The sequence below is a fragment of the Brevundimonas phoenicis genome, assembly GCF_047237745.1.
GTDB lineage: Bacteria > Pseudomonadota > Alphaproteobacteria > Caulobacterales > Caulobacteraceae > Brevundimonas.
This window is the reverse complement of sequence record NZ_JBDFLN010000001.1, coordinates 38,457-56,967: the sequence shown is the minus strand read 5'-3', so window position 1 is coordinate 56,967 and position 18,511 is coordinate 38,457. Positions and strand designations below refer to the sequence as shown.

Genomic DNA, 18,511 nt, shown 5'->3' with positions numbered 1-18,511 from the left:
CAGCGGACTTGGATTGTAATTTTTTTCGATCAGGAGTGAAATCGTCCGACCTGGGGAGGTTCTCATGAAGAAATCAATCACCATCCTGTCCGCTGTTCTGGGCCTAGCCGCATCACCCGCCCTGGCTGAGAATTGGAACGTCATTTCGCGCAGCGCCGCCACTGCCTTCATGGTCGATGTGGATTCGATCGCCCAGGCCGACGGCGTTACCAGCGCCCGATTGGCGCGCGTGCCTGCGACGGGCGCCCCGGGCGACCTGTCGCACAGCGTCGGTGTTGTCTCTTTCCGCTGCTCCGCCAATCAATCGAAATCCGGCGAGGAAGTCTATTACGGTCCCGACGGCGCCGAGCAGGAGCGGATCGACGATGGTTATGATTTCGAGCCGATAGCCCGCAACTCGCTCGATTCCTACGTCCAGGAGATCGTCTGCGAGAGCAAGCGCGGGGCGGCGTCCTTTCCGACGATCCGCGCCTTCGTCGAAGCGGGGCGACCCGACTCGCGCTGATCCGCCAGGGCGTGTTTGGGCCCGACTTCGGGTTGTTCCCTTGGCCGCTTGGGGCTAAGGCCGCCGTGGCGTCGCCGCGAAGCCCAGTACAGTATCGAGTAATCCCTTGCAGCTTTCCTCTCTCGTGGTCGCCGATCTGGTCGACGCCGCTGACTTGGCGTTGTCGAACCGTCTTCGCCAACTGATCCAGAACCGCGCCGACGCCCTTGTGGCGGCTTTTTATGAGACGCTTCTGGCGCATGAGGAGGCGCGGACCTTCCTGCATCATTCGGTGGTGCAGGAGCGGTTGAGTCCGTCGCTGCGCAACTGGCTGGTGGACTTGTTCGCGCCCGGCGCCGACATGGCCGAAGCGGCCTTCATCGCGCGGCAGATGAAGATCGGCGAGGTCCACGCCCGCATCAAGATTCCCATGCACCTGGTCATGGCGGGGGCGGCGGTGCTGAAGACGCGGCTGGCGGACGACCTGGCCGACGATCCGGCGGCCTTCGACTTGCTGCGGCTAGCGGACCAACGCATCGACCACGCCCTTCGCCTGATGAGCCAGTCCTATGAGAAGGGCGCCAGCAACCGCGCGCGCCTGGACGAAGCCTATCGGCTGTTCTCCCTGGATCAGGACATTCATTTCGAGCGCGAAAGCCAGCGTGCGGGCCTGATGGAGTGGAGCCAGAAGACCCTGTTCCGCATCCTGGGATCAGGCGGCGTCGATGGGGCTGGCGCGCTGGGCGCCTCGCCGTTCGGCCTGTGGATCCGCCACCGGGCCGACTTCCTGTTCGACGGCTCGCCGCATCTGGCGCGGCTGAACGCGACCATGGAGCGGATCGACAGCGAGCTTCTGCCCCGCTTCACGCCGGACGCCGCCCCGGCCGACCTGGCCGCGCCCCTCAAGGCGCTCGAAGCCGCCGTCGAGGAGGTCGCCTTCCTGCTGAACGAGATGTTCCAGGGGCTGGCGGGCATGGAGGGCGGCCGCGACCCGCTGACGCGCGCCCTGAACCGACGCTTCCTCTCGTCGATCCTCAGCCGCGAAATCGGTTTCGCCAACGCCAATCACACGCCCCTGTCGGTGCTGCTGCTGGACGTGGATCACTTCAAGCGGATCAACGACACGCACGGCCACCCGGTCGGCGACGAGGTGCTGCGCCAGGTGGCCGAGGCCGTGACCGAAAACGTCCGCCCCAGCGACTTCGTCTTCCGCTACGGCGGCGAGGAGTTCCTGGTGGTCCTGGTCGAGACCAGCCTGCACCAAGCCGCGACCATCGCCGAGCGGATGCGCCTGGCCCTGGCGGCCAAGGCCATTACGGCGGCGGGCTTGGCGCCTTTCAACGTGACGGTGTCGGTCGGCGTCGCCGAACATTACGGCCACCCGGACGAGAACTATCTGATCAAGTCAGCCGACGACGCCCTGTACCGCGCCAAGCAGAACGGCCGGAACCGGGTCGAACTGGACCGTCGCGGCGCCTGACGGCGCCGCGAACCGCCTACGAGATCAGGCGTCGACGGCGGCGTCCAGGGCGTTGTCCTGGATGAACTCGCGGCGCGGCTCGACCACGTCGCCCATCAGCTTGGCGAACAGGTCGTCGGCGTCGTCGCCATGCTCCACCTTCACCTGCAGCAGGGTGCGGGCGTTGGCGTCCAGGGTGGTCTCCCACAGCTGTTCCGGGTTCATCTCGCCCAGACCCTTGTAGCGCTGGATGGCGCTACCCTTCTTGCCCGCGTCCAGCACGGCCGCCAGCAGGTCCAGCGGGCCGCGGATGGTCGTGGTCTTGTCCTTGCGGCGATAGACGGCCGGGGCCGAGAACAGGCCGTCGAAGGCGGCGGCGCGTTCGGCCAGACGGCGGGCGTCCAGCGAGCGGCCCAGCACCTCGTCCAGCACGATGGTCTCGCTGACGGCGCGGCGCACGCGGTTGAACGCCACCCCGCCCTGGGCGGCCAGTTCGCCGCTCCACGGACCGTCGCCTTCCTCGGCGTAGAGGTTCAGCCGTTCGGCCGCGCGCGCGGCGCGGTCGGCCAGTTCGCCGGCGTTCTCGCTGAACAGACCGGCCAGGGCGCCCTGTTCGATGGCGAAGGCCGGAGCCCGCGTCGCAAGCCGATCGACCAGCGCCTTGAAGCCCTTGGCCTCGCGCACCAGCTCCTGCAGGTCTCGTCCGGCGCGCACCTCGCCCGAGGCCAGCTCCAGCGCGGCCTCGGCGCTGCCTTCCTCGATCAGATAGGCGTCCATCTCCGCCTGATCCTTGACGTAGCGGTGCTGCTTGCCCTTCGACACCTTATAGAGCGGCGGCTGGGCGATGTAGACGTGGCCGCGTTCGATCAGCTCCGGCATCTGACGATAGAAGAAGGTCAGCAGCAGGGTGCGGATGTGGGCGCCGTCGACGTCGGCGTCCGCCATCAGGATGATCTTGTGATAGCGCAGCTTGTCGGCGTTGAAGTCGTCGCGGCCGATGCCGGTGCCCAGCGCCAGGATCAGGGTGCCGATCAGGTCCGACGACAGCATCCGGTCAAAGCGCGCGCGCTCGACGTTCAGGATCTTGCCGCGCAGGGGCAGGACGGCCTGGTTTTCACGGTTGCGCGCCTGCTTGGCCGAGCCGCCGGCCGAGTCACCCTCGACGATGAAGAGTTCGGACTTGGCCGGGTCGCGTTCCTGACAGTCGGCCAGCTTGCCGGGCAGGGAGCTGATCTCCAGCGCCGACTTGCGACGGGTCAGGTCGCGCGCCTTGCGGGCGGCTTCACGGGCGGACGCCGCTTCGATGATCTTGGAGACGATCAGCTTGGCTTCGACCGGGTGTTCCTCGAACCATTCGGACAGCCCCTCGGAGCACAGGTTCTCGACCGCCGGGCGCACCTCGGACGAGACCAGCTTGTCCTTGGTCTGCGAGCTGAACTTGGGGTCCGGCACCTTGACCGACAGGACGCAGGTCAGGCCTTCGCGGGCGTCCTCGCCGGTCGGGGCGACCTTCTCCTTCTTGGCCAGGCCCGAGCTCTCGATATAGCTGCCCATGACGCGGGTCAGCGAGGCGCGGAAGGCCGACAGGTGGGTGCCCCCATCCCGCTGCGGGATGTTGTTGGTGAAGCACAGCATGGTCTCGTGGTAGCTGTCGTTCCACCACAGGGCCAGGTCCAGCTCGATGCCGTCCTTCTGGCCGCGAATGACGATGACGTCCTTCAGGATCGGGGTCTTGGACTTGTCGAGGTGGCGCACGAAGGCTTCGACGCCGCCCTCATAGTGCAGCAGGATCTCGATCGGCTCAGCGCCGCGATGATCCGACAGCTTGATGACCACGCCCGAGTTCAGGAAGGCCAGCTCGCGCAGGCGGTGCTCCAGCGTCTTCAGGTCGAAGTCGATGTGGCTGAAGGTCGTGACCGAGGGGAAGAAGGTGACTTCGGTGCCGGTCAGCAGGCGGCCCTTGTCCTCGCGCATCGGCGCCTCGCCGACGACGGCCAGCGAGCGCACCGTCTCGCCGCGTTCAAAGCGGACGCTGTGCTTCTTGCCGTCGCGATAGATAACCAGCTCCAGCCAGTCCGACAGGGCGTTGACCACGGACACGCCCACGCCGTGCAGGCCGCCGGACACCTTGTAGGAGTTCTGGTCGAACTTACCGCCGGCGTGCAGCTGGGTCATGATGACCTCGGCGGCGGAAATGCCTTCCTCGGCGTGGATGGCGGTCGGGATGCCGCGGCCGTTGTCGGTCACGGTGACCGAACCATCCTCGTTCAGGGTGACCGTCACCAGGTCGGCGTGGCCGGCCAGGGCCTCGTCGATGGCGTTGTCCACCACCTCATAGACCATGTGGTGCAGGCCCGAGCCGTCGTCCGTGTCGCCGATATACATGCCGGGGCGCTTGCGCACCGCGTCCAGGCCTTTGAGAACCTTGATGGAATCGGCGCCGTACTCAGGCGAGGGAGCAGTCTGTTCGGTCATGAAAACGTCGGCTCAGGGTCCGTGGGCGGACAGGGAAGAGGCGGCCCTTCGACCGCCCGTCTCAGGGGCGCAAATCAGCGCGCCCCGAAGTCCTCGATATATAGGAAATTCGACGGGAAAAGCGAGCCTTTAAGCCCTAGACGGACAGGCCGCCGCCTTCCACCGCCACGAACTGCGCGCGCCCCTCCAGCGCCGCGAACAGCGGCCGCTCGGTGCCCGTCATGAAGGCCTGCAGCTTCAGCGCCTCGATCTCGTCGAACAGGGCGGCGCGGCGGGCTTCGTCCAGATGGGCGGGCGCCTCGTCCAGCAGCAAGACGGGCTGCGCGGGCTGATCCGCCAGACGCGCCACCTGGGCCAGGATCAGGTTCAGCACCAGGGCCTTCTGCTCGCCGGACGACCCCTCGGCGGCGGGGCGGTTCTTCTCGCGGTGCAGGGCCGTCAGGTCCGAGCGGTGCGGGCCGAACAGGCTGCGTCCCGCCGCCGCGTCGCGCGCGCGGGCGCGCATCAGCCCCTCGCCCAGCGCCTCGACGATGTCGGCCTCGTCTGCGCCCGCCGCCGCCATCCCCTCGGCCGGACCGGCCAGGCCCAGATCGGCCTGGGGGAAGGGGCGGTCGGCGCGGGCGTCGATCCCGGCCTGAAGCGCCTTCAGCGCGCCGGCACGCGCCACGGCCGCCCGCGCCCCGCTCTCGGCCAACCGGGCCTCCAGCGCGTCCAGCCACAGGGGATCGGCCGGGCGCGTCTCATCGGTCAGCAGCCGCAACCGCTCGCGCAGGGCCTTTTCATAGGTCGAAACGACGGCCGCATGATCGGGATGGGCGGCGAAAACCAGCCGGTCGAAGAAGCGCAGCCGCTCGGCCCGCGCGTCCGAGAACAGCCGGTCCTGCTCGGGCGTGGCCCAGACCGGGCGCAGATGGTCCAGCAGCCGTCCCGGCGGCGCCGTCTCGCCGTCGATGCGCACGATGCGCCGCGCCGACGGCCCCATGGTCTGGACGCCGGTGCCCAGGCGGACCTCGTCGCCGTCCGAGGCTCGCAGCGTCGCCGCCACGGCCCACGGCCGCCCGACCGCCTCGCCCGGCTCGCGCCGCCCCATCTCGGCCGCCGTCGCCCCGCGCAGCCCCTTGCCGGGGGTCAGCAGGCTGACGGCTTCCAGCAGATTGGTCTTCCCCGCCCCGTTCGGCCCATGCAACACGACGGTTCCGCCGGAAACCGGCAGGGTCGCGCCCGCGTAGGAGCGGAAGTCGGTGAGGGCGAGGGTGGTGATCATGCGTTGATCAGCAGATACACCGATTTGGCGTAGAGGCGCTGAAGAAGAAACCGCTCACCCCGGCGGACGCCGGGGCCTAGTGCGAACCACGCTCTGCGCGCTTGAAGCCAAAGGACTGGATCCCGGCGTCCGCCGGGATGAGCGGGGTATAGATCCAGCACACATCAAAACAATGTCGGCAGCAGATCATCCCAAGCCGGGTTCATCCGCTCGATCAGGTCTAGCTTCCATTCACGGCGCCATTCCTTGATCTGGCGCTCACGGCGAAAGGCCTCGTCGCGCGTGCCGTGGTGCTCATACCAGACGAGGCGGGAGACATCGTATTTCGCCGTGAAACCGCCGCGCCGCTTCTCGCGATGCTCGACGACCCGCTTTAGCAGGTTATCGGTCGAGCCGGTGTAAAGCGTGCCGTTGCGGCGACCGGCCAGGATGTAGGTGTAGAAATACATCCAACCTCCCGGCGCGGCTCTCACTGGCCCCCGGCGTCCGCCGGGGTGAGCGGTGTGGTTACACCCGCAGCGGCATCAGCACATACTGCACGCCCACGTCGGCCGGGTCGAGCACCAGCGTCGGGCTGGCCGGGTCGGCGAACTTGAAGTGGGCCGTCTCGCCGGTGATCTGGCCGGCGACGTCCAGCAGGTAGCGGGCGTTGAAGCCGATCTCGAACGGTTCGTCGGAATAACCGATCTCGACTTCTTCCTCGGCCTGACCGGCCTCCATGTTGCGCACGGTCAGCTTCACCCGGTCGTTGTCGAAGGCCAGCTTCACCGAGCGGCTCTTCTCGGCCGAGATGGTGGCCACGCGGTCGACGGCCTTGGCGAACAGGCTGTTGTCGATGTCGGCCTGCTTGTCGTTGCCCTTGGGAATGACGCGCAAATAGTCGGGGAAGGCGCCGTCGATGACCTTGGAGGTCAGGCTGGCCTCGCCGAACTCAAAGCGGATCTTCTGCGCCGAGACCTGGACCTCGACCGGGCCGGCGCCGTCGTCCAGCAGGCGACGGACCTGATCCACGGTCTTGCGCGGCACGATGACGCCGGGGCCGCCCGCCGCGCCTTCCGGCGCCGGGGTCTCGGCCAGGGCCAGGCGGTGGCCGTCGGTGGCCACGGCGCGCAGCAGCGGAATGCCGCCGTCAGCCACGGTGTGCAGATAAAGGCCGTTCAGATAGTAGCGCGTCTCTTCGGTCGAGACGGCGAAGCGCGTCTTGTCGATCAGGCGGGCCAGGTCTTCCTTGGGCAGGGTGTAGCGCGCGCCCGAAGCCTCGGTCGACATGACCGGGAAATCGCCCGCCGGCAGCACCGGCAGGTTGAAGCGCGAACGGCCCGCCGCCACCACCAGACGCGGATCGTCGCCCGAATAGGTCAGCGACACCTCGGCGCCGTCCGGCAGCTTGCGCACGATTTCATACAGGGTATGGGCCGGGGCCGTGATCTGGCCCTCGACGTTCACCTGGGCCTCGGCCTCGTCGACCATCTCCATGTCCAGGTCGGTGGCGGCGAACGACAGGCGGTCGCGCCCGGCGCTCAGCAGCACATTGGACAGGATCGGAATGGTGTTGCGACGCTCGACCACGCTCTGGACGTGCCCCAGGGCCCGAAGAAGCGCGGATCGTTCGATGGTCAGCTGCATTTGGTCTCGCCCGGTCGCGACGCCGCCGAAGCAGCGTCGCCGTAAATATGGGCAGGAACACTAGCGCATTGAGCGCGGGGGGCAACGGGCAGAGGCGCTTGCCCCCGATTTCCACAGGCTGGGCGCCCCGGAAATCCGCTCATCCCAGTCTTCGCCGGGACGAGCGGAGGGAGAGCTTACCCGCGCAGTTTGCGCGCCGCTTTCCTTTTACCCGCGCAGTTTGCGCGTGAGGGCCTCGACGTCGCGGGCGATCTGATCGTCCTTGGGCATCAGCTCCTCGATCTTGCGGACCCCGTGCAGGACGGTGGTGTGGTCGCGCCCGCCGAAGCGGCGGCCGATGTCGGGATAGGAGCGGGTCGTGTGCTGCTTGCACAGATACATGGCGACCTGACGCGGACGGGCGATGGCGCGGGTGCGGCGCTCGCTCAGCAGGTCGGCCTGCTTGAGGTTGAAGTGCTCGGCCACCGTCTTCTGGATCTCGTCCACGGTGATGCGGCGCTCGGGGCCCGTGCGCAGGGCGGCGCCCAGCAGGGACTGGACCTCGTCCACCGTCAGGGCCGACAGGCGGCTGCCGGCGACGGCGGCCAGGGTGTTCACGGCGCCTTCCAGCTCGCGCATCGAGCCGGGGGTGCGGTCTATCAGATGCTCCAGCACGTCGGCGCGGGCCTCGCCCGTGACGACGCCCAGCTGGGCCAGGGCGTTCAGGCGCGACTGGGCCACGGCGACCTTGAGGTCGCGGTCCGCCGCCTCGACCGGGCAGGTCAGGCCCGCCGCCAGGTGGCTGCGCAGGCGCGGCTCGACGTCGGTCAGGGCCATGGGCGCGCGGTCGGCCGACAGGACGATGCGCTTGCCGTCCTCGATCAGGGCCGTGAGGGTGTTCAGCAGCTCTTCCTGGGTGCTCGTCTTGCCGCCGACGAACTGGACGTCGTCCAGCAGCAGCATGTCGGCCGAGCGCAAGCTTTCCTTAAAGGCGGCGGTCGAGCGGTCCTGCATGGCGCGCACGAAGGTCGACAGGAAGCGTTCGGCGGTCAGATAGACCACCTTGGCGTCCGGGCGCAGGCGCTGCGCCTCCCAGGCGATGGCGTTCAGCAGGTGGGTCTTGCCGTAGCCATAGGGGCCGCAGAAGAAGACGGGGTTGAAGTGGCCGTCGGCCCAGGTCGCCACCTGCTTGGCGATGGCCAGGGCGAAGGCGTTGCCGTGGCCCTCGACGAAGCTGTCGAAGGTCAGACGCTCCTGCAGACCGGCGGCGCGCACGGCGCGGGCGCCGTCGGTCGCGGCGGCGAAGGCGGGCGCGGCGGCGGCCGGAGCGATCGGGGCGGGGCTGATCGAAGCCAGGCGCGGGGCGTCGCGCAGGCCCGACGGCGGGGCCGAACCCATCTCGGCGCGGCAGCGCACCTCCAGGCGGCGCGACAGGCCGTCCAGGCCCAGCCACAGCTCGTTCATGCGACGCAGGGCGTTCTTGCGCACCCAGTCGCGGGCATAGGCCGTCGGGGTCACCAGGATCAGATTGCCCTGGGAATCCACGCGCACGGCGGAAGGCGCGATATAGGAGCTGAAGGGACCATCCCCGATCTCAGCCTTCAGGCGGTCCGCCGCCTCGGTCCAGATACGGTTGGGATCCGTCATTCCCGCCATTACCGCGCCCCCGATCATTCAGAACACCCGCCACAAGAGTTATCACCGACGAACGCCCTTCGAGACGCCACGTCCAGGGACGACTTCTCTCGCCTCGCGAAGCGGGGCTTCGCAAGCGGGGTCGTACTCACAGACAGACATCTCGCGCCAAGGGAAACCATTGATTTCCCTCGTCTTCATCCCAACAGGACGGAAGCGCGTTACCCCTTCAACTTACCCCCGGCGCGGCGGAGATCAACGCTGATTCGAGTCGAGATTCGCACTTAAATTGATTGACTCCGGCAAACCTCGGCAGGGCTTGGGAAAATGGCGATTTCGCCTCAATCGAGAACCCGAATCCGTAAGCGCGACTTAGGAGCAGACAGCAAGACGGCGAGGGAGCTTGCGCTTCCTCGCCGTTGAAATTCTTACATTCTTTTACGAAATGCCCGTTACAGGCCCTCCGTAGCCGTCACATTGCGCCGTTTGACGAAGCCGTGAAGACCCGTCCGAGCGCCCTGCGAAATCAGGCGGCCGACAGCTTCTTCAGCTGGGCGGCCAGACGGCTGACCTTGCGCGAGCCGGTGTTCTTGTGAACCACGCCCTTCGACACGGCGCGCATCAGTTCCGACTGGGCGGTGATGAAGGCGGCCTTGGCGGCTTCGACGTCGCCGCCCGTCAGGGCTTCCTGGAACTTGCGCAGGTAGGTGCGCACGCGGGTGCGGCGGGCCTTGTTCACTTCGGTCCGCGCTTCGATCTTGCGGATCGCCTTGCGGGCGCCTGCATTGTTGGCCATCGGGTAAAAACCTTCGAACGAAAACGCCGCAAACCACACGTCCACGGCGAGAAAATCTCAAGAGCGGGCGGCTATAGCGGAAAGCCCCCGAACGGTCAACGCGATCCGGCGCGAATTGAGTCGGGGCCGGGGTTTGCGCCCCGAAGCGTCCGGCCCCGACACGGATTCAGCGACCCGTGAAAGCCGGTTTGCGCTTCTCGACGAAGGCGGCCATGCCCTCCTTCTGGTCATCGAAGGCGAACAGGGAGTGGAACAGGCGGCGCTCGAACACCACCCCTTGCGCCAGGGTCGTCTCGAAGGCGGCGTTGACCAGTTCCTTGTTGGCCATGACGGCCAGGATCGACTGGCCGGCGATCTTGGCGGCGGCGGCGCGCGCCTCGTCCAACAGGGCGTCAGACGCCACGACGCGCGAGACCAGACCCGAACGCTCGGCCTCGGCCGCGTCCATCATCCGGCCGGTCAGGCACATGTCCATCGCCTTGGCCTTGCCCACGGCGCGGGTCAGGCGCTGCGAGCCGCCGATGCCGGGGGCCACGCCCAGGTTGATCTCGGGCTGGCCGAACTTGGCCGTCTCCGAGGCGATGATGAAGTCGCACAGCATCGCCAGCTCGCAGCCGCCGCCCAGGGCATAGCCCGACACCGCCGCGATGATCGGCTTGCGGAAGCTCGCCACCCGATCGTGGGCGCGGGCGAAGAAGTTGCCGCGATACATGTCGGCATAGGCCTGATCCGCCATCTCCTTGATGTCGGCGCCCGCCGCGAAGGCCTTCACCGAGCCGGTCAGGACGATGCAGCGCACGCTGTCGTCATCAGCCACGCTCTCCAGGAAGTCGCCCAGCTCGCCCGTCAAGGTGGTGTTCAGCGCATTCAGCGCCTCGGGCCGGTTCAGGGTGACGACCGCATAGCCGTCGGCGTGGCGTTCGATCAGCAGGGTGGAATAGGCGTCGGCCATCAGGCGCTCCTCTATGCTCGTTGCAGGGAGGTCTAGCGCCTCAGCCCTCCCACTGGAACACCTCGCCGATCTCGACGCCGAAGACCTGGGCGATGCGGAAGGCGGCTTCGAGGCTGGGCGAGTACTTGCCCTGCTCCATGGCGACGATGGTCTGGCGCGTCATGCCGATGCGCGCGGCCAGGTCGGCCTGAGTCATCTCATTGGCATGGAAGCGCAGTTCGCGGATGCGGTTCCGGATGGGCGGCGGCGGCTTGCTCATCACCGCCCCCGCTTCAACAGGGCCAGGGACAGGGCCCAGCGCGCCAGCTCCGACGCCATGACGCAGCCCAGGACCGCATTGGCCGCCAGCACCAGGCCGTTGCCGGGGATCATCCACCGCGCCAACCCCTCAGGCTTGAGGCTGCCCCAGAAGCCGACGCCATAGGCGACCGCCGAGATCGTCACCAGCAGGCCGATCAACAGCATCAGAGACACATGGCTGGCCTGCAGCGTCGCTGCGCCTTCACGCTCGTCGCGCGCCCGGCGCTCGGCCTTGGACGTCGTCAGCATGGCCAGGGCCGTCAGCCCGCTTTCCAGAACCACCACAGCGATCAGGCCCAGGATGAACAGACCGCCCATGTCGGCGGCGAAGTCCGCCTGCTTCAGCCCTCCGGCCAGCACCCGCTCGCCGAACCTCCAGGCGTAGGCGCCCCAGACCGCCAACCCGGCGATGATGGCCACCCACAGGTGCTTCTCGCGAAAGCTCATGACGCGCTCCCTGGCTGCTGTCGCGGAGCAATGTCACACAAAGCGGACGTATTGTCTATTATTTTTTACATAGAGTCCAAATTTTTAGACATCACTTCTTCTGACAGACCGGGCAGAAGAAGGTCGAGCGGCCGCCCTGCATGATGCGCTTCACCACGCCGCGACAGCCCTCGGTGCGGCACGGTTCATGCTCGCGGCCATAGACGTCGAAACGGTGCTGGAAATAGCCCTGTCCGCCCTCGACATTGGCGAAGTCCTTCAGGGTCGAGCCGCCCGCCGCGATGGCGTCGGCCAGGACGTTGCGGACCTCGACCGCCAATCGCTCCAGCCGGGGGCGGCTGACCTTGCCCGCCGCCGTCAGGGGCGAGATGCGGGCGCGGTACAGGGCCTCGCACACATAGATGTTGCCCAGACCCGCCACGATGCTCTGGTCCAGCAGGCTGACCTTGATGTTCTGCGCCTTGCCCGCGAAGGCCTCGGCCAGATGCGCGCCGGAGAAGGCGTTGCCCAGTGGCTCGGGCCCCAGCCTGGCGAACCAGGCGTGGCCCTCGACCGGCTCGGTCGGAATCAGGCCCATGAAGCCGAAACGGCGCGCATCGGCGTAGCCCAGCCGCGTCAGCACCCCGCCCCGGTCGGCCGTCAGGCTCATATGCTCATGCTTGCCGACGACGGGGGCGTCCGTCTTGAACGCGCCGGGGGCGACGCCTTCCAGGGTGAAGCGGCCGGTCATGCCCAGGTGGGTGATCCAGGTCTCGCCGGTCGACAGGGGGAACAGCAGATATTTCGCCCGCCGCTCCAGACGCAGCATCGTCGCCCCCTCCAGCCGCTCGATGAAGCGCTCCGGGAAAGGGAAGCGCAGGTCCGGCCGGTTCTGGCGCGGCGCGGTCAGACGCGCGCCTTCCAGCACAGGCTCCAGGCCGCGACGGACGGTTTCGACTTCGGGTAATTCGGGCATGGGCGTCAGCTTAGGCGCGGGCGGCTTCTCGGGCGAGGGTAGAAGGGATTATAGGCAGCGGATGACCATGCTTCTTTATGGCCGCCCGCCCGCGGTGTTCGATCCGCCCTCGACGGCGACCCAGACCTCGCCCCTGATCCCCGGCTCGACGGCGCTGGAGACGGTCGCGCCCGGATCGGCCGACGGGGTGATGCTCTATGCGCCGCCCGGCGCGGTTGAGCGGCGCTATACGCTGGCGCTGGCGCTGAAGGCGTTGAAGCCCGGCGGTCGGTTGGACGTCATGGCGCCCAAGGACAAGGGCGGCTCGCGTCTGGGCAAGGAGCTGAAGGGCTTCGGGCTGGAGGTCGCAGAGACGGCCAAGGCCCACCATCGTCGCTGCATCGTCATTCGGCCCGAGGCGGCGGAGGGGCTGGACGCGACGATCGAGGCGGGCGCGCCGCGCGTGGTGTCGGGGCTGGAGGCCTGGTCTCAGCCGGGCGTCTTCGCCTGGGACCGGATCGATCCGGGCACGGCGCTGCTGGCGCAGGTGCTGCCGTCGCTGAAAGGGGCGGGCGCCGATCTGGGCTGCGGCTTCGGGGCGCTGTCGACGGTGGTGCTGCGCGCGCCCGCCGTGACGGCCCTGCGGCTGATCGACATCGACCGACGCGCGGTCGAGGCGGCGAAGCGCAATGTCGAGGATGCGCGGGCCGGCTTCGACTGGGCCGATGTGCGTACGCTGGAAGCGGCGGGCGACCTGGACTTCATCGTCAGCAATCCGCCCTTCCATGACGGCGGCGCCGAGGACCGGCGGCTGGGCCAGAACTTCATCCGCAAGGCGGCCGAGATGCTGCGGAAGGGCGGGACGGCCTGGATCGTCGCTAACCGCCACCTGCCCTATGAGGCCGAACTGGACGCCGCCTTCAAGCGGGTGCGGATGGTGGTCGATCAGGGCGGCTACAAGGTTTTCGAGGCGGTGAAGTGAACTTCCCTCTTCATCGTCACTCTCGGGCTTGTCGCGAGGGTCCATATACGCCGAGCGTCGAAGGCTGCACGCCGACGGCGACGTCGAGTCTCTGGATCCTCGGGTCAAGCCCGAGGATGACGGCAGGGGGAGCAGGCGCATGAGCAAGAAGACCCTTACCTCCCGCGTGGACAAGCTGCTGGGGTCGATGGGCTACGGCTCGCGGGCCGAGATGGCGCGGCTGGGCAAGGCGGGCGGCATCGTGCTGGACGGCGCCGACCTGACCGATGTGTCCAAGCGCATCCCGGTGACGCCCGACCTGCCGACGCGCATGGAGATCGACGGCGAGCCGCTGGACCCGGTGGCCGGTCTGGTCGTCCTGTTGAACAAGCCGCTGGGCATGACCTGTTCGCACAAGGAGGACGGGGCGCTGGTCTATGACGTCCTGCCCGACCGCTGGCGGCGGCGCGATCCGGCGATTTCGACCATCGGGCGGCTGGACAAGCAGACGAGCGGCCTGCTGCTGCTGACCGACGACGGCGACCTGCTGCACCGGGTGATCTCGCCCAAGCGCCATGTGGCCAAGGTCTATCGCGCAACGCTGGCGCGGCCCCTGAACGGGACGGAAGGGGCGCTGTTCGCCTCGGGCGAGCTGGTGCTGGAGGGCGAGGACAAGCCGCTGGCGCCCGCCGTGCTGGAGGGGGTGTCGCCGACCGAGGCCCTGCTGACGGTGACGGAGGGGCGCTATCATCAGGTGCGCCGGATGTTCGCGGCGGCGGGCAACCACGTCGAGGCCCTGCACCGCGAGCGGCTGGGCGGGCTGGTGCTGCCGGATGATCTGGCGCTGGGCGCGTGGCGGCTGCTGAGCGAGGATGAGATCGCTTCGATCTTCGTCTCCTAACTCCGCTCATCCCGGCGGACGCCGGGATCCAGTGAGAGCCTGACGCGCCGCGTTTGCCGCCAAAGAACTGGGCCCCGGCGTCCGCCGGGGTGAGCGGGGAGAAGAAGGGCGTGCTTGACCTCTTCCTCATGCTCGCGCACCTCACCGCCATGACACTGACCAAGATCTGCGGCTTGACGACGCCGGATACGCTGGATGCGGCGCTTCAGGGCGGGGCGGCCTTTGTCGGGGCGGTGGTGTTTCCCAAGAGCCCGCGCCACATCCCGCCGCTGCACGCTGCGACCCTGTTTGACAGGGCGCGCGGAAAAGCGAAGGTGGTCGCCGTTCTGGTTGATCCTGACGACGCCCTGCTGAGCGAGGTCGCCCTGATCCTGCGGCCCGACTTCATCCAGTTGCATGGCCATGAGACGCCTGGGCGCGCGGCCGAGGCCCGACGGCTGACGGGAGCGGGGGTCATCAAGGCCCTGCCGATTCAGGACGAGGCGGACTTCGCCAGCGTCGCCGACTGGACCGGCGTCGCCGATCATCTGCTGTTCGACGCCAGGCCGCCGAAAGGTGCCGACCTGCCCGGCGGGGTGGGGGCCTCGTTCGACTGGAGGCTGATGCAGAACCGGGCGCTTGCGGCAAACTGGTTCCTCGCGGGCGGGCTGGATCCGCAAAATGTTTCCGAGGCGGTGCGGATTTCGGGGGCGTCGATGGTTGATGTCTCCTCTGGCGTCGAAAGCGCGCCGGGTGTTAAGGACCGGGCCCTGATCAAAGCTTTTCTGGACGCCGCATCGCGGTCCTGATTTCGTCGCCTTCCTCCCTGAAGACTTTACGTTGTGCCCCAGACCGTGAACGCTCTCTCGAATTCCTACGCCTGGCCTGACGCCGAGGGGCGTTTCGGCCCCTATGGCGGTCGTTTCGTGCCCGAGACCCTGATGCCGCTGATCCACGAGCTGGAGGCGGCCTATGCGGCGGCCAAGGCGGATCCCAGCTTCCAGGCCGAACTCGACGGCTATCTGGAGCACTACGTCGGCCGCGCCAGCCCGCTCTATTTCGCCGAGCGGCTGACCGAGCATTTCGGCGGCGCCAAGATCTGGCTGAAGCGCGAAGACCTGAACCACACGGGCGCGCACAAGATCAACAACTGCATGGGCCAGATCCTGCTGGCCCGCCGCATGGGCAAGACGCGCATCATCGCCGAGACCGGCGCCGGTCAGCACGGGGTCGCCTCGGCCACCGTCTGCGCCCGCTTCGGCCTGCCCTGCACGGTCTATATGGGCGCCGTCGACGTGGCTCGGCAGCAGCCGAACGTCTTCCGCATGAAGCTGCTGGGGGCCGAGCTGAACCCGGTGACGGCCGGTGCGGCGACGCTGAAGGACGCCATGAACGAGGCGATGCGCGACTGGGTCACCAATGTCGCCGACACCTATTACATCATCGGCACGGCGGCGGGCCCGGCCCCCTATCCGGCCATGGTGCGCGACTTCCAGTCGGTGATCGGCAAGGAGATCAAGGCTCAGAGCCAGCGCCAGATCGGCCGCCTGCCCGACGCCGTCATGGCCTGCATCGGCGGCGGATCGAACGCCATCGGCGCCATGCACCCTTTCATTCAAGACGAGAGCGTGCGCCTGATCGGGGTCGAGGCGGCGGGCCACGGCCTGGACACCCCCGAACACGCCGCCAGCCTGAAGGGCGGGCGATCGGGCGTGCTGCACGGCAATCGCACCTATCTGCTGCAGGACGCCGACGGCCAGATTCTTGAGGGCCACTCCATTTCGGCGGGCCTCGACTATCCGGGCATCGGACCGGAGCACGCCTGGCTGCACGATCTGGGCCGCGCCGAGTATCTGTCGGCGACCGACGATGAGGCGCTGGAGGCGTTCCAGGCGCTGTGCAAGCTGGAAGGCATTATCCCGGCGCTGGAGTCCTCGCACGCCCTGGCGCGTGCGGGCGAAGTCGCCAAGCAGATCGGCAAGGGCGGCGATCTGGTGGTCGTCCTGTCGGGTCGAGGCGACAAGGACATTAACACCGTGGCGCAACACCTGGGCGTGGAGTTGTAATGATGAAGACCTTGCTGATCGCCGCCGCTTTGGCGGCCGTTTCGCCGACCCTGAGCCTGGCGCAGAACACGGCGCCTGCGCCACAAGCGCCCGCGGCCCAGGCGCCGGTGCAGACAGCGCCGACCATTCCGCCCGGGCCGCCGGCGACGGGCGTGCCGGTACTGCCTCCGGCGACGGAATCCGCCGATTGCGGCGGCCTGCTGCGCACCGCGGCCTTCTGCGTGACCGCTCAGATCGATCAGATCGGCGCCCTGGCCGAAGCCTATACGACGCATCTGCAGGGGCAGGGCTGGCTGCCCGCCGACGGCGACGACAACCGCGTCATCTTCGTCAAGCGTCGCGAGGGCGGCGGCTGCGACGGCATGCAGATGGTCGCCTTCTATGATCAGGAAAAGCCGGCCGAAGCGACGGCGCCGGGCTATCTGGGCTTCGCGGTCATTCCGGGCGACGTCTGTACGGCGTCGCCGGTCGCGGGCACGCTGCCGCAATGACGACCGCACGCATCGACGCCCGTTTCGCCAAGCTGAAGGCCGAGGGGCGGGCCGGCTTTGTGCCCTATGTCATGACCGGCGATCCCAGCCGGGATGAGGCGCTGGAAATCCTGAAGGGCCTGCCCGCCGCAGGGGCCGATCTGATCGAACTGGGTCTGGCCTTTTCCGACCCGATGGCCGAGGGGCCGCCGATCCAGCGCGCCGCCCTGCGCGGGCTGAAGGCGGGGATGACCCTGCGCGGCACGCTCGATCTGGTCGCTGACTTCCGCAAGGGCGATCAGGACACGCCGCTGATCCTGATGGGCTATCTGAACCCGGTGGAATCCTACGGCTATGAGGTCTTCACCCGCGATGCGGCCGAGGCCGGGGTGGACGGAATCATCGTCGTCGACTGCCCGCCGGAAGAGGCGGCGCCCCTGCTGGCTGCGCTGAAGGCCGCCGATCTGTCGCTGATCCGCCTGGCCACGCCGACGTCCGACGACGCGCGTCTGAAGGTCATCGCCGAGGGCACCTCGGGCTTCGTCTACTATGTCTCGGTCGCCGGGGTGACAGGGGTGAAGGAGGCCGTGGCCGCCGATGTGGCGCCTGCCGTCGAGCGCGTGCGCCGCGCAACGAACCTGCCCGTCGCTGTCGGCTTCGGCGTGAAGACGCCGGAACGCGCCGCCGAGATCGCCCGCGTCGCCGACGCCGTCGTCGCCGGCTCGGTCTTCGTCGACGAAGTGGCCGCCGCTCTCGAGGCGAACGAACCCGCCGTTCCTCGCGTTCTGGCCAAGGTGAAGGCCCTGGCCGATGCTGTGAAGACGGCGAGAACTAGTGCTTCCGTGACGGAAACCGTTTAAAGGCCCCGCCCATGGTCGATAAAAATCCCGAGAACAAGGCTCGCGGCGGCTGGCTGTCGCGTTTCGCGCCCGGCGTGCGCAAGATCGTCAGCCCGCGCGACACCCCGGACAATCTGTGGGTCAAGGATCCCGATACGGGCGAGATGCTGTTCCGCTCGGACCTGGAGGCGGCCCTGTGGGTCACGCCGTCGGGCCGTCACATGCGGATCAATGCGCCGACGCGCCTGAAGGCCACCTTCGACGACGGCCTGTTCGAGAACATCGACACGCCGGACGTGCCCGAAGACCCGCTGAAGTTCTCGGACGGCAAGCCCTATCGCGACCGTCTGTCGGCGGCGCGCAAGGCGGCGGGCCGCAAGGACACCATGGCCATCGGCTATGGCCGCATCGGCGGCGCGCCCGCCGTGGTCATCGTTCAGGACTTCACCTTCATGGGCGGGTCGCTGGGCATGGCGGCGGGCGAGGCCTTCATCGCCGCCGCGCGTGAGGCGGTGAAGCGCAATGTGCCCTTTGTCTGCTACACCGCCGCCGGCGGGGCGCGGATGCAGGAAGGCGCGCTCAGCCTGATGCAGATGGCCCGCACCACCCTGGCCGTTCAGGAAGTGAAGGCGGCCAAGCTCCCCTACGTCGTGGTGCTGACCGATCCGACCACGGGCGGGGTCACGGCCTCCTACGCCATGCTCGGCGACGTCCACCTGGCCGAGCCGGGCGCCCTGATCGGCTTCGCCGGTCCGCGCGTGATCGAGACGACCATCCGCGAGAAACTGCCGCCGGGCTTCCAGCGCGCCGAATACCTCAAGGACAAGGGCATGGTGGACAAGGTGGTGTCGCGCGGCGACCTGCCGACGATGCTGGGCCTGATCCTGTCCATGTTGATGGGCGGCGCGGCCCAGAAGAAGGCTGCCTAACCGCAGGCTTTTGCC

Annotated in this window: 19 protein-coding genes; 9 read left to right on the top strand and 10 right to left on the bottom strand. The window is 68.0% G+C overall.

The window, feature by feature from the left end:
* Nucleotides 1–64: 64 nt before the first annotated feature.
* Nucleotides 65–505: a hypothetical protein gene (locus ABC419_RS00270; RefSeq protein WP_234287881.1), complete on the top strand. Its 441-nt coding sequence runs from the start codon at nt 65–67 to the stop codon at nt 503–505.
* 106 nt (nt 506–611) lie between these two features.
* Nucleotides 612–1,964, top strand: a complete 1,353-nt coding sequence (locus ABC419_RS00265; protein WP_412876701.1) for a GGDEF domain-containing protein — start codon at nt 612–614, stop codon at nt 1,962–1,964.
* Nucleotides 1,965–1,988: 24 nt separating this feature from the next.
* On the opposite strand, the gene gyrB is transcribed toward ABC419_RS00265, so the two are convergent.
* From gyrB to mutM, 10 genes are all read right to left on the bottom strand, one after another.
* Nucleotides 1,989–4,418, bottom strand: a complete 2,430-nt coding sequence (gene gyrB / locus ABC419_RS00260; RefSeq protein ID WP_412876702.1) for a DNA topoisomerase (ATP-hydrolyzing) subunit B — start codon at nt 4,416–4,418, stop codon at nt 1,989–1,991.
* Between the two features lie 136 nt (nt 4,419–4,554).
* Nucleotides 4,555–5,682: a DNA replication/repair protein RecF gene (recF, locus tag ABC419_RS00255; protein ID WP_412876703.1), complete on the bottom strand. Its 1,128-nt coding sequence runs from the start codon at nt 5,680–5,682 to the stop codon at nt 4,555–4,557.
* A gap of 164 nt (nt 5,683–5,846) precedes the next feature.
* On the bottom strand, nt 5,847–6,131 hold the full coding sequence (locus ABC419_RS00250; protein WP_412876704.1) for a GIY-YIG nuclease family protein: 285 nt from the start codon (nt 6,129–6,131) through the stop codon (nt 5,847–5,849).
* Between the two features lie 58 nt (nt 6,132–6,189).
* Nucleotides 6,190–7,308: a DNA polymerase III subunit beta gene (dnaN, locus tag ABC419_RS00245; protein WP_003166402.1), complete on the bottom strand. Its 1,119-nt coding sequence runs from the start codon at nt 7,306–7,308 to the stop codon at nt 6,190–6,192.
* 207 nt (nt 7,309–7,515) lie between these two features.
* Complete coding sequence (dnaA, locus tag ABC419_RS00240) at nt 7,516–8,934, bottom strand: chromosomal replication initiator protein DnaA (protein WP_234287882.1); 1,419 nt, start codon at nt 8,932–8,934, stop codon at nt 7,516–7,518.
* Between the two features lie 514 nt (nt 8,935–9,448).
* Nucleotides 9,449–9,718: a 30S ribosomal protein S20 gene (gene rpsT / locus ABC419_RS00235; RefSeq protein ID WP_040346357.1), complete on the bottom strand. Its 270-nt coding sequence runs from the start codon at nt 9,716–9,718 to the stop codon at nt 9,449–9,451.
* A gap of 166 nt (nt 9,719–9,884) precedes the next feature.
* Nucleotides 9,885–10,670, bottom strand: a complete 786-nt coding sequence (locus ABC419_RS00230) for an enoyl-CoA hydratase (RefSeq protein WP_412876705.1) — start codon at nt 10,668–10,670, stop codon at nt 9,885–9,887.
* Between the two features lie 40 nt (nt 10,671–10,710).
* Nucleotides 10,711–10,929, bottom strand: a complete 219-nt coding sequence (locus tag ABC419_RS00225; protein ID WP_412876706.1) for a helix-turn-helix transcriptional regulator — start codon at nt 10,927–10,929, stop codon at nt 10,711–10,713.
* Nucleotides 10,929–11,417, bottom strand: a complete 489-nt coding sequence (locus tag ABC419_RS00220; protein WP_412876707.1) for a hypothetical protein — start codon at nt 11,415–11,417, stop codon at nt 10,929–10,931. Before ABC419_RS00220 ends, ABC419_RS00225 begins: the two co-directional genes overlap by 1 nt.
* A 91-nt stretch (nt 11,418–11,508) precedes the next feature.
* Nucleotides 11,509–12,372, bottom strand: coding sequence for a bifunctional DNA-formamidopyrimidine glycosylase/DNA-(apurinic or apyrimidinic site) lyase (gene mutM, locus ABC419_RS00215; RefSeq protein ID WP_412876708.1), 864 nt, complete (start codon nt 12,370–12,372; stop codon nt 11,509–11,511).
* 61 nt (nt 12,373–12,433) lie between these two features.
* On the opposite strand from mutM, the gene ABC419_RS00210 reads away from it, so the two are divergent.
* The 7 genes from ABC419_RS00210 to ABC419_RS00180 all read left to right on the top strand — a co-directional run bounded on the left by ABC419_RS00210 (nt 12,434) and on the right by ABC419_RS00180 (nt 18,496).
* Nucleotides 12,434–13,333: a class I SAM-dependent methyltransferase gene (locus tag ABC419_RS00210; protein ID WP_412876709.1), complete on the top strand. Its 900-nt coding sequence runs from the start codon at nt 12,434–12,436 to the stop codon at nt 13,331–13,333.
* Between the two features lie 139 nt (nt 13,334–13,472).
* The gene (locus ABC419_RS00205; protein ID WP_412876710.1) at nt 13,473–14,213 is read left to right on the top strand and encodes a pseudouridine synthase; all 741 of its coding nucleotides are present in this window, start codon (nt 13,473–13,475) and stop codon (nt 14,211–14,213) included.
* Between the two features lie 149 nt (nt 14,214–14,362).
* Nucleotides 14,363–15,001 carry a phosphoribosylanthranilate isomerase gene (locus tag ABC419_RS00200; protein WP_412877987.1) on the top strand — a complete coding sequence of 213 codons (639 nt, stop codon included), beginning with the start codon at nt 14,363–14,365 and terminating at the stop codon, nt 14,999–15,001.
* 45 nt (nt 15,002–15,046) lie between these two features.
* Entirely contained in the window at nt 15,047–16,258 is a 1,212-nt protein-coding gene (gene trpB / locus ABC419_RS00195; protein ID WP_412877988.1) for a tryptophan synthase subunit beta, read from the top strand.
* Complete coding sequence (locus ABC419_RS00190) at nt 16,258–16,749, top strand: hypothetical protein (protein ID WP_125899420.1); 492 nt, start codon at nt 16,258–16,260, stop codon at nt 16,747–16,749. Before trpB ends, ABC419_RS00190 begins: the two co-directional genes overlap by 1 nt.
* A complete protein-coding gene (gene trpA / locus ABC419_RS00185; RefSeq protein ID WP_412876711.1) occupies nt 16,746–17,588 on the top strand; it encodes a tryptophan synthase subunit alpha in 843 nt (280 codons plus the stop codon). Before ABC419_RS00190 ends, trpA begins: the two co-directional genes overlap by 4 nt.
* Nucleotides 17,589–17,599: 11 nt before the next feature.
* Nucleotides 17,600–18,496, top strand: coding sequence for an acetyl-CoA carboxylase carboxyltransferase subunit beta (locus ABC419_RS00180; RefSeq protein ID WP_412876712.1), 897 nt, complete (start codon nt 17,600–17,602; stop codon nt 18,494–18,496).
* Nucleotides 18,497–18,511 lie beyond the last annotated feature (15 nt).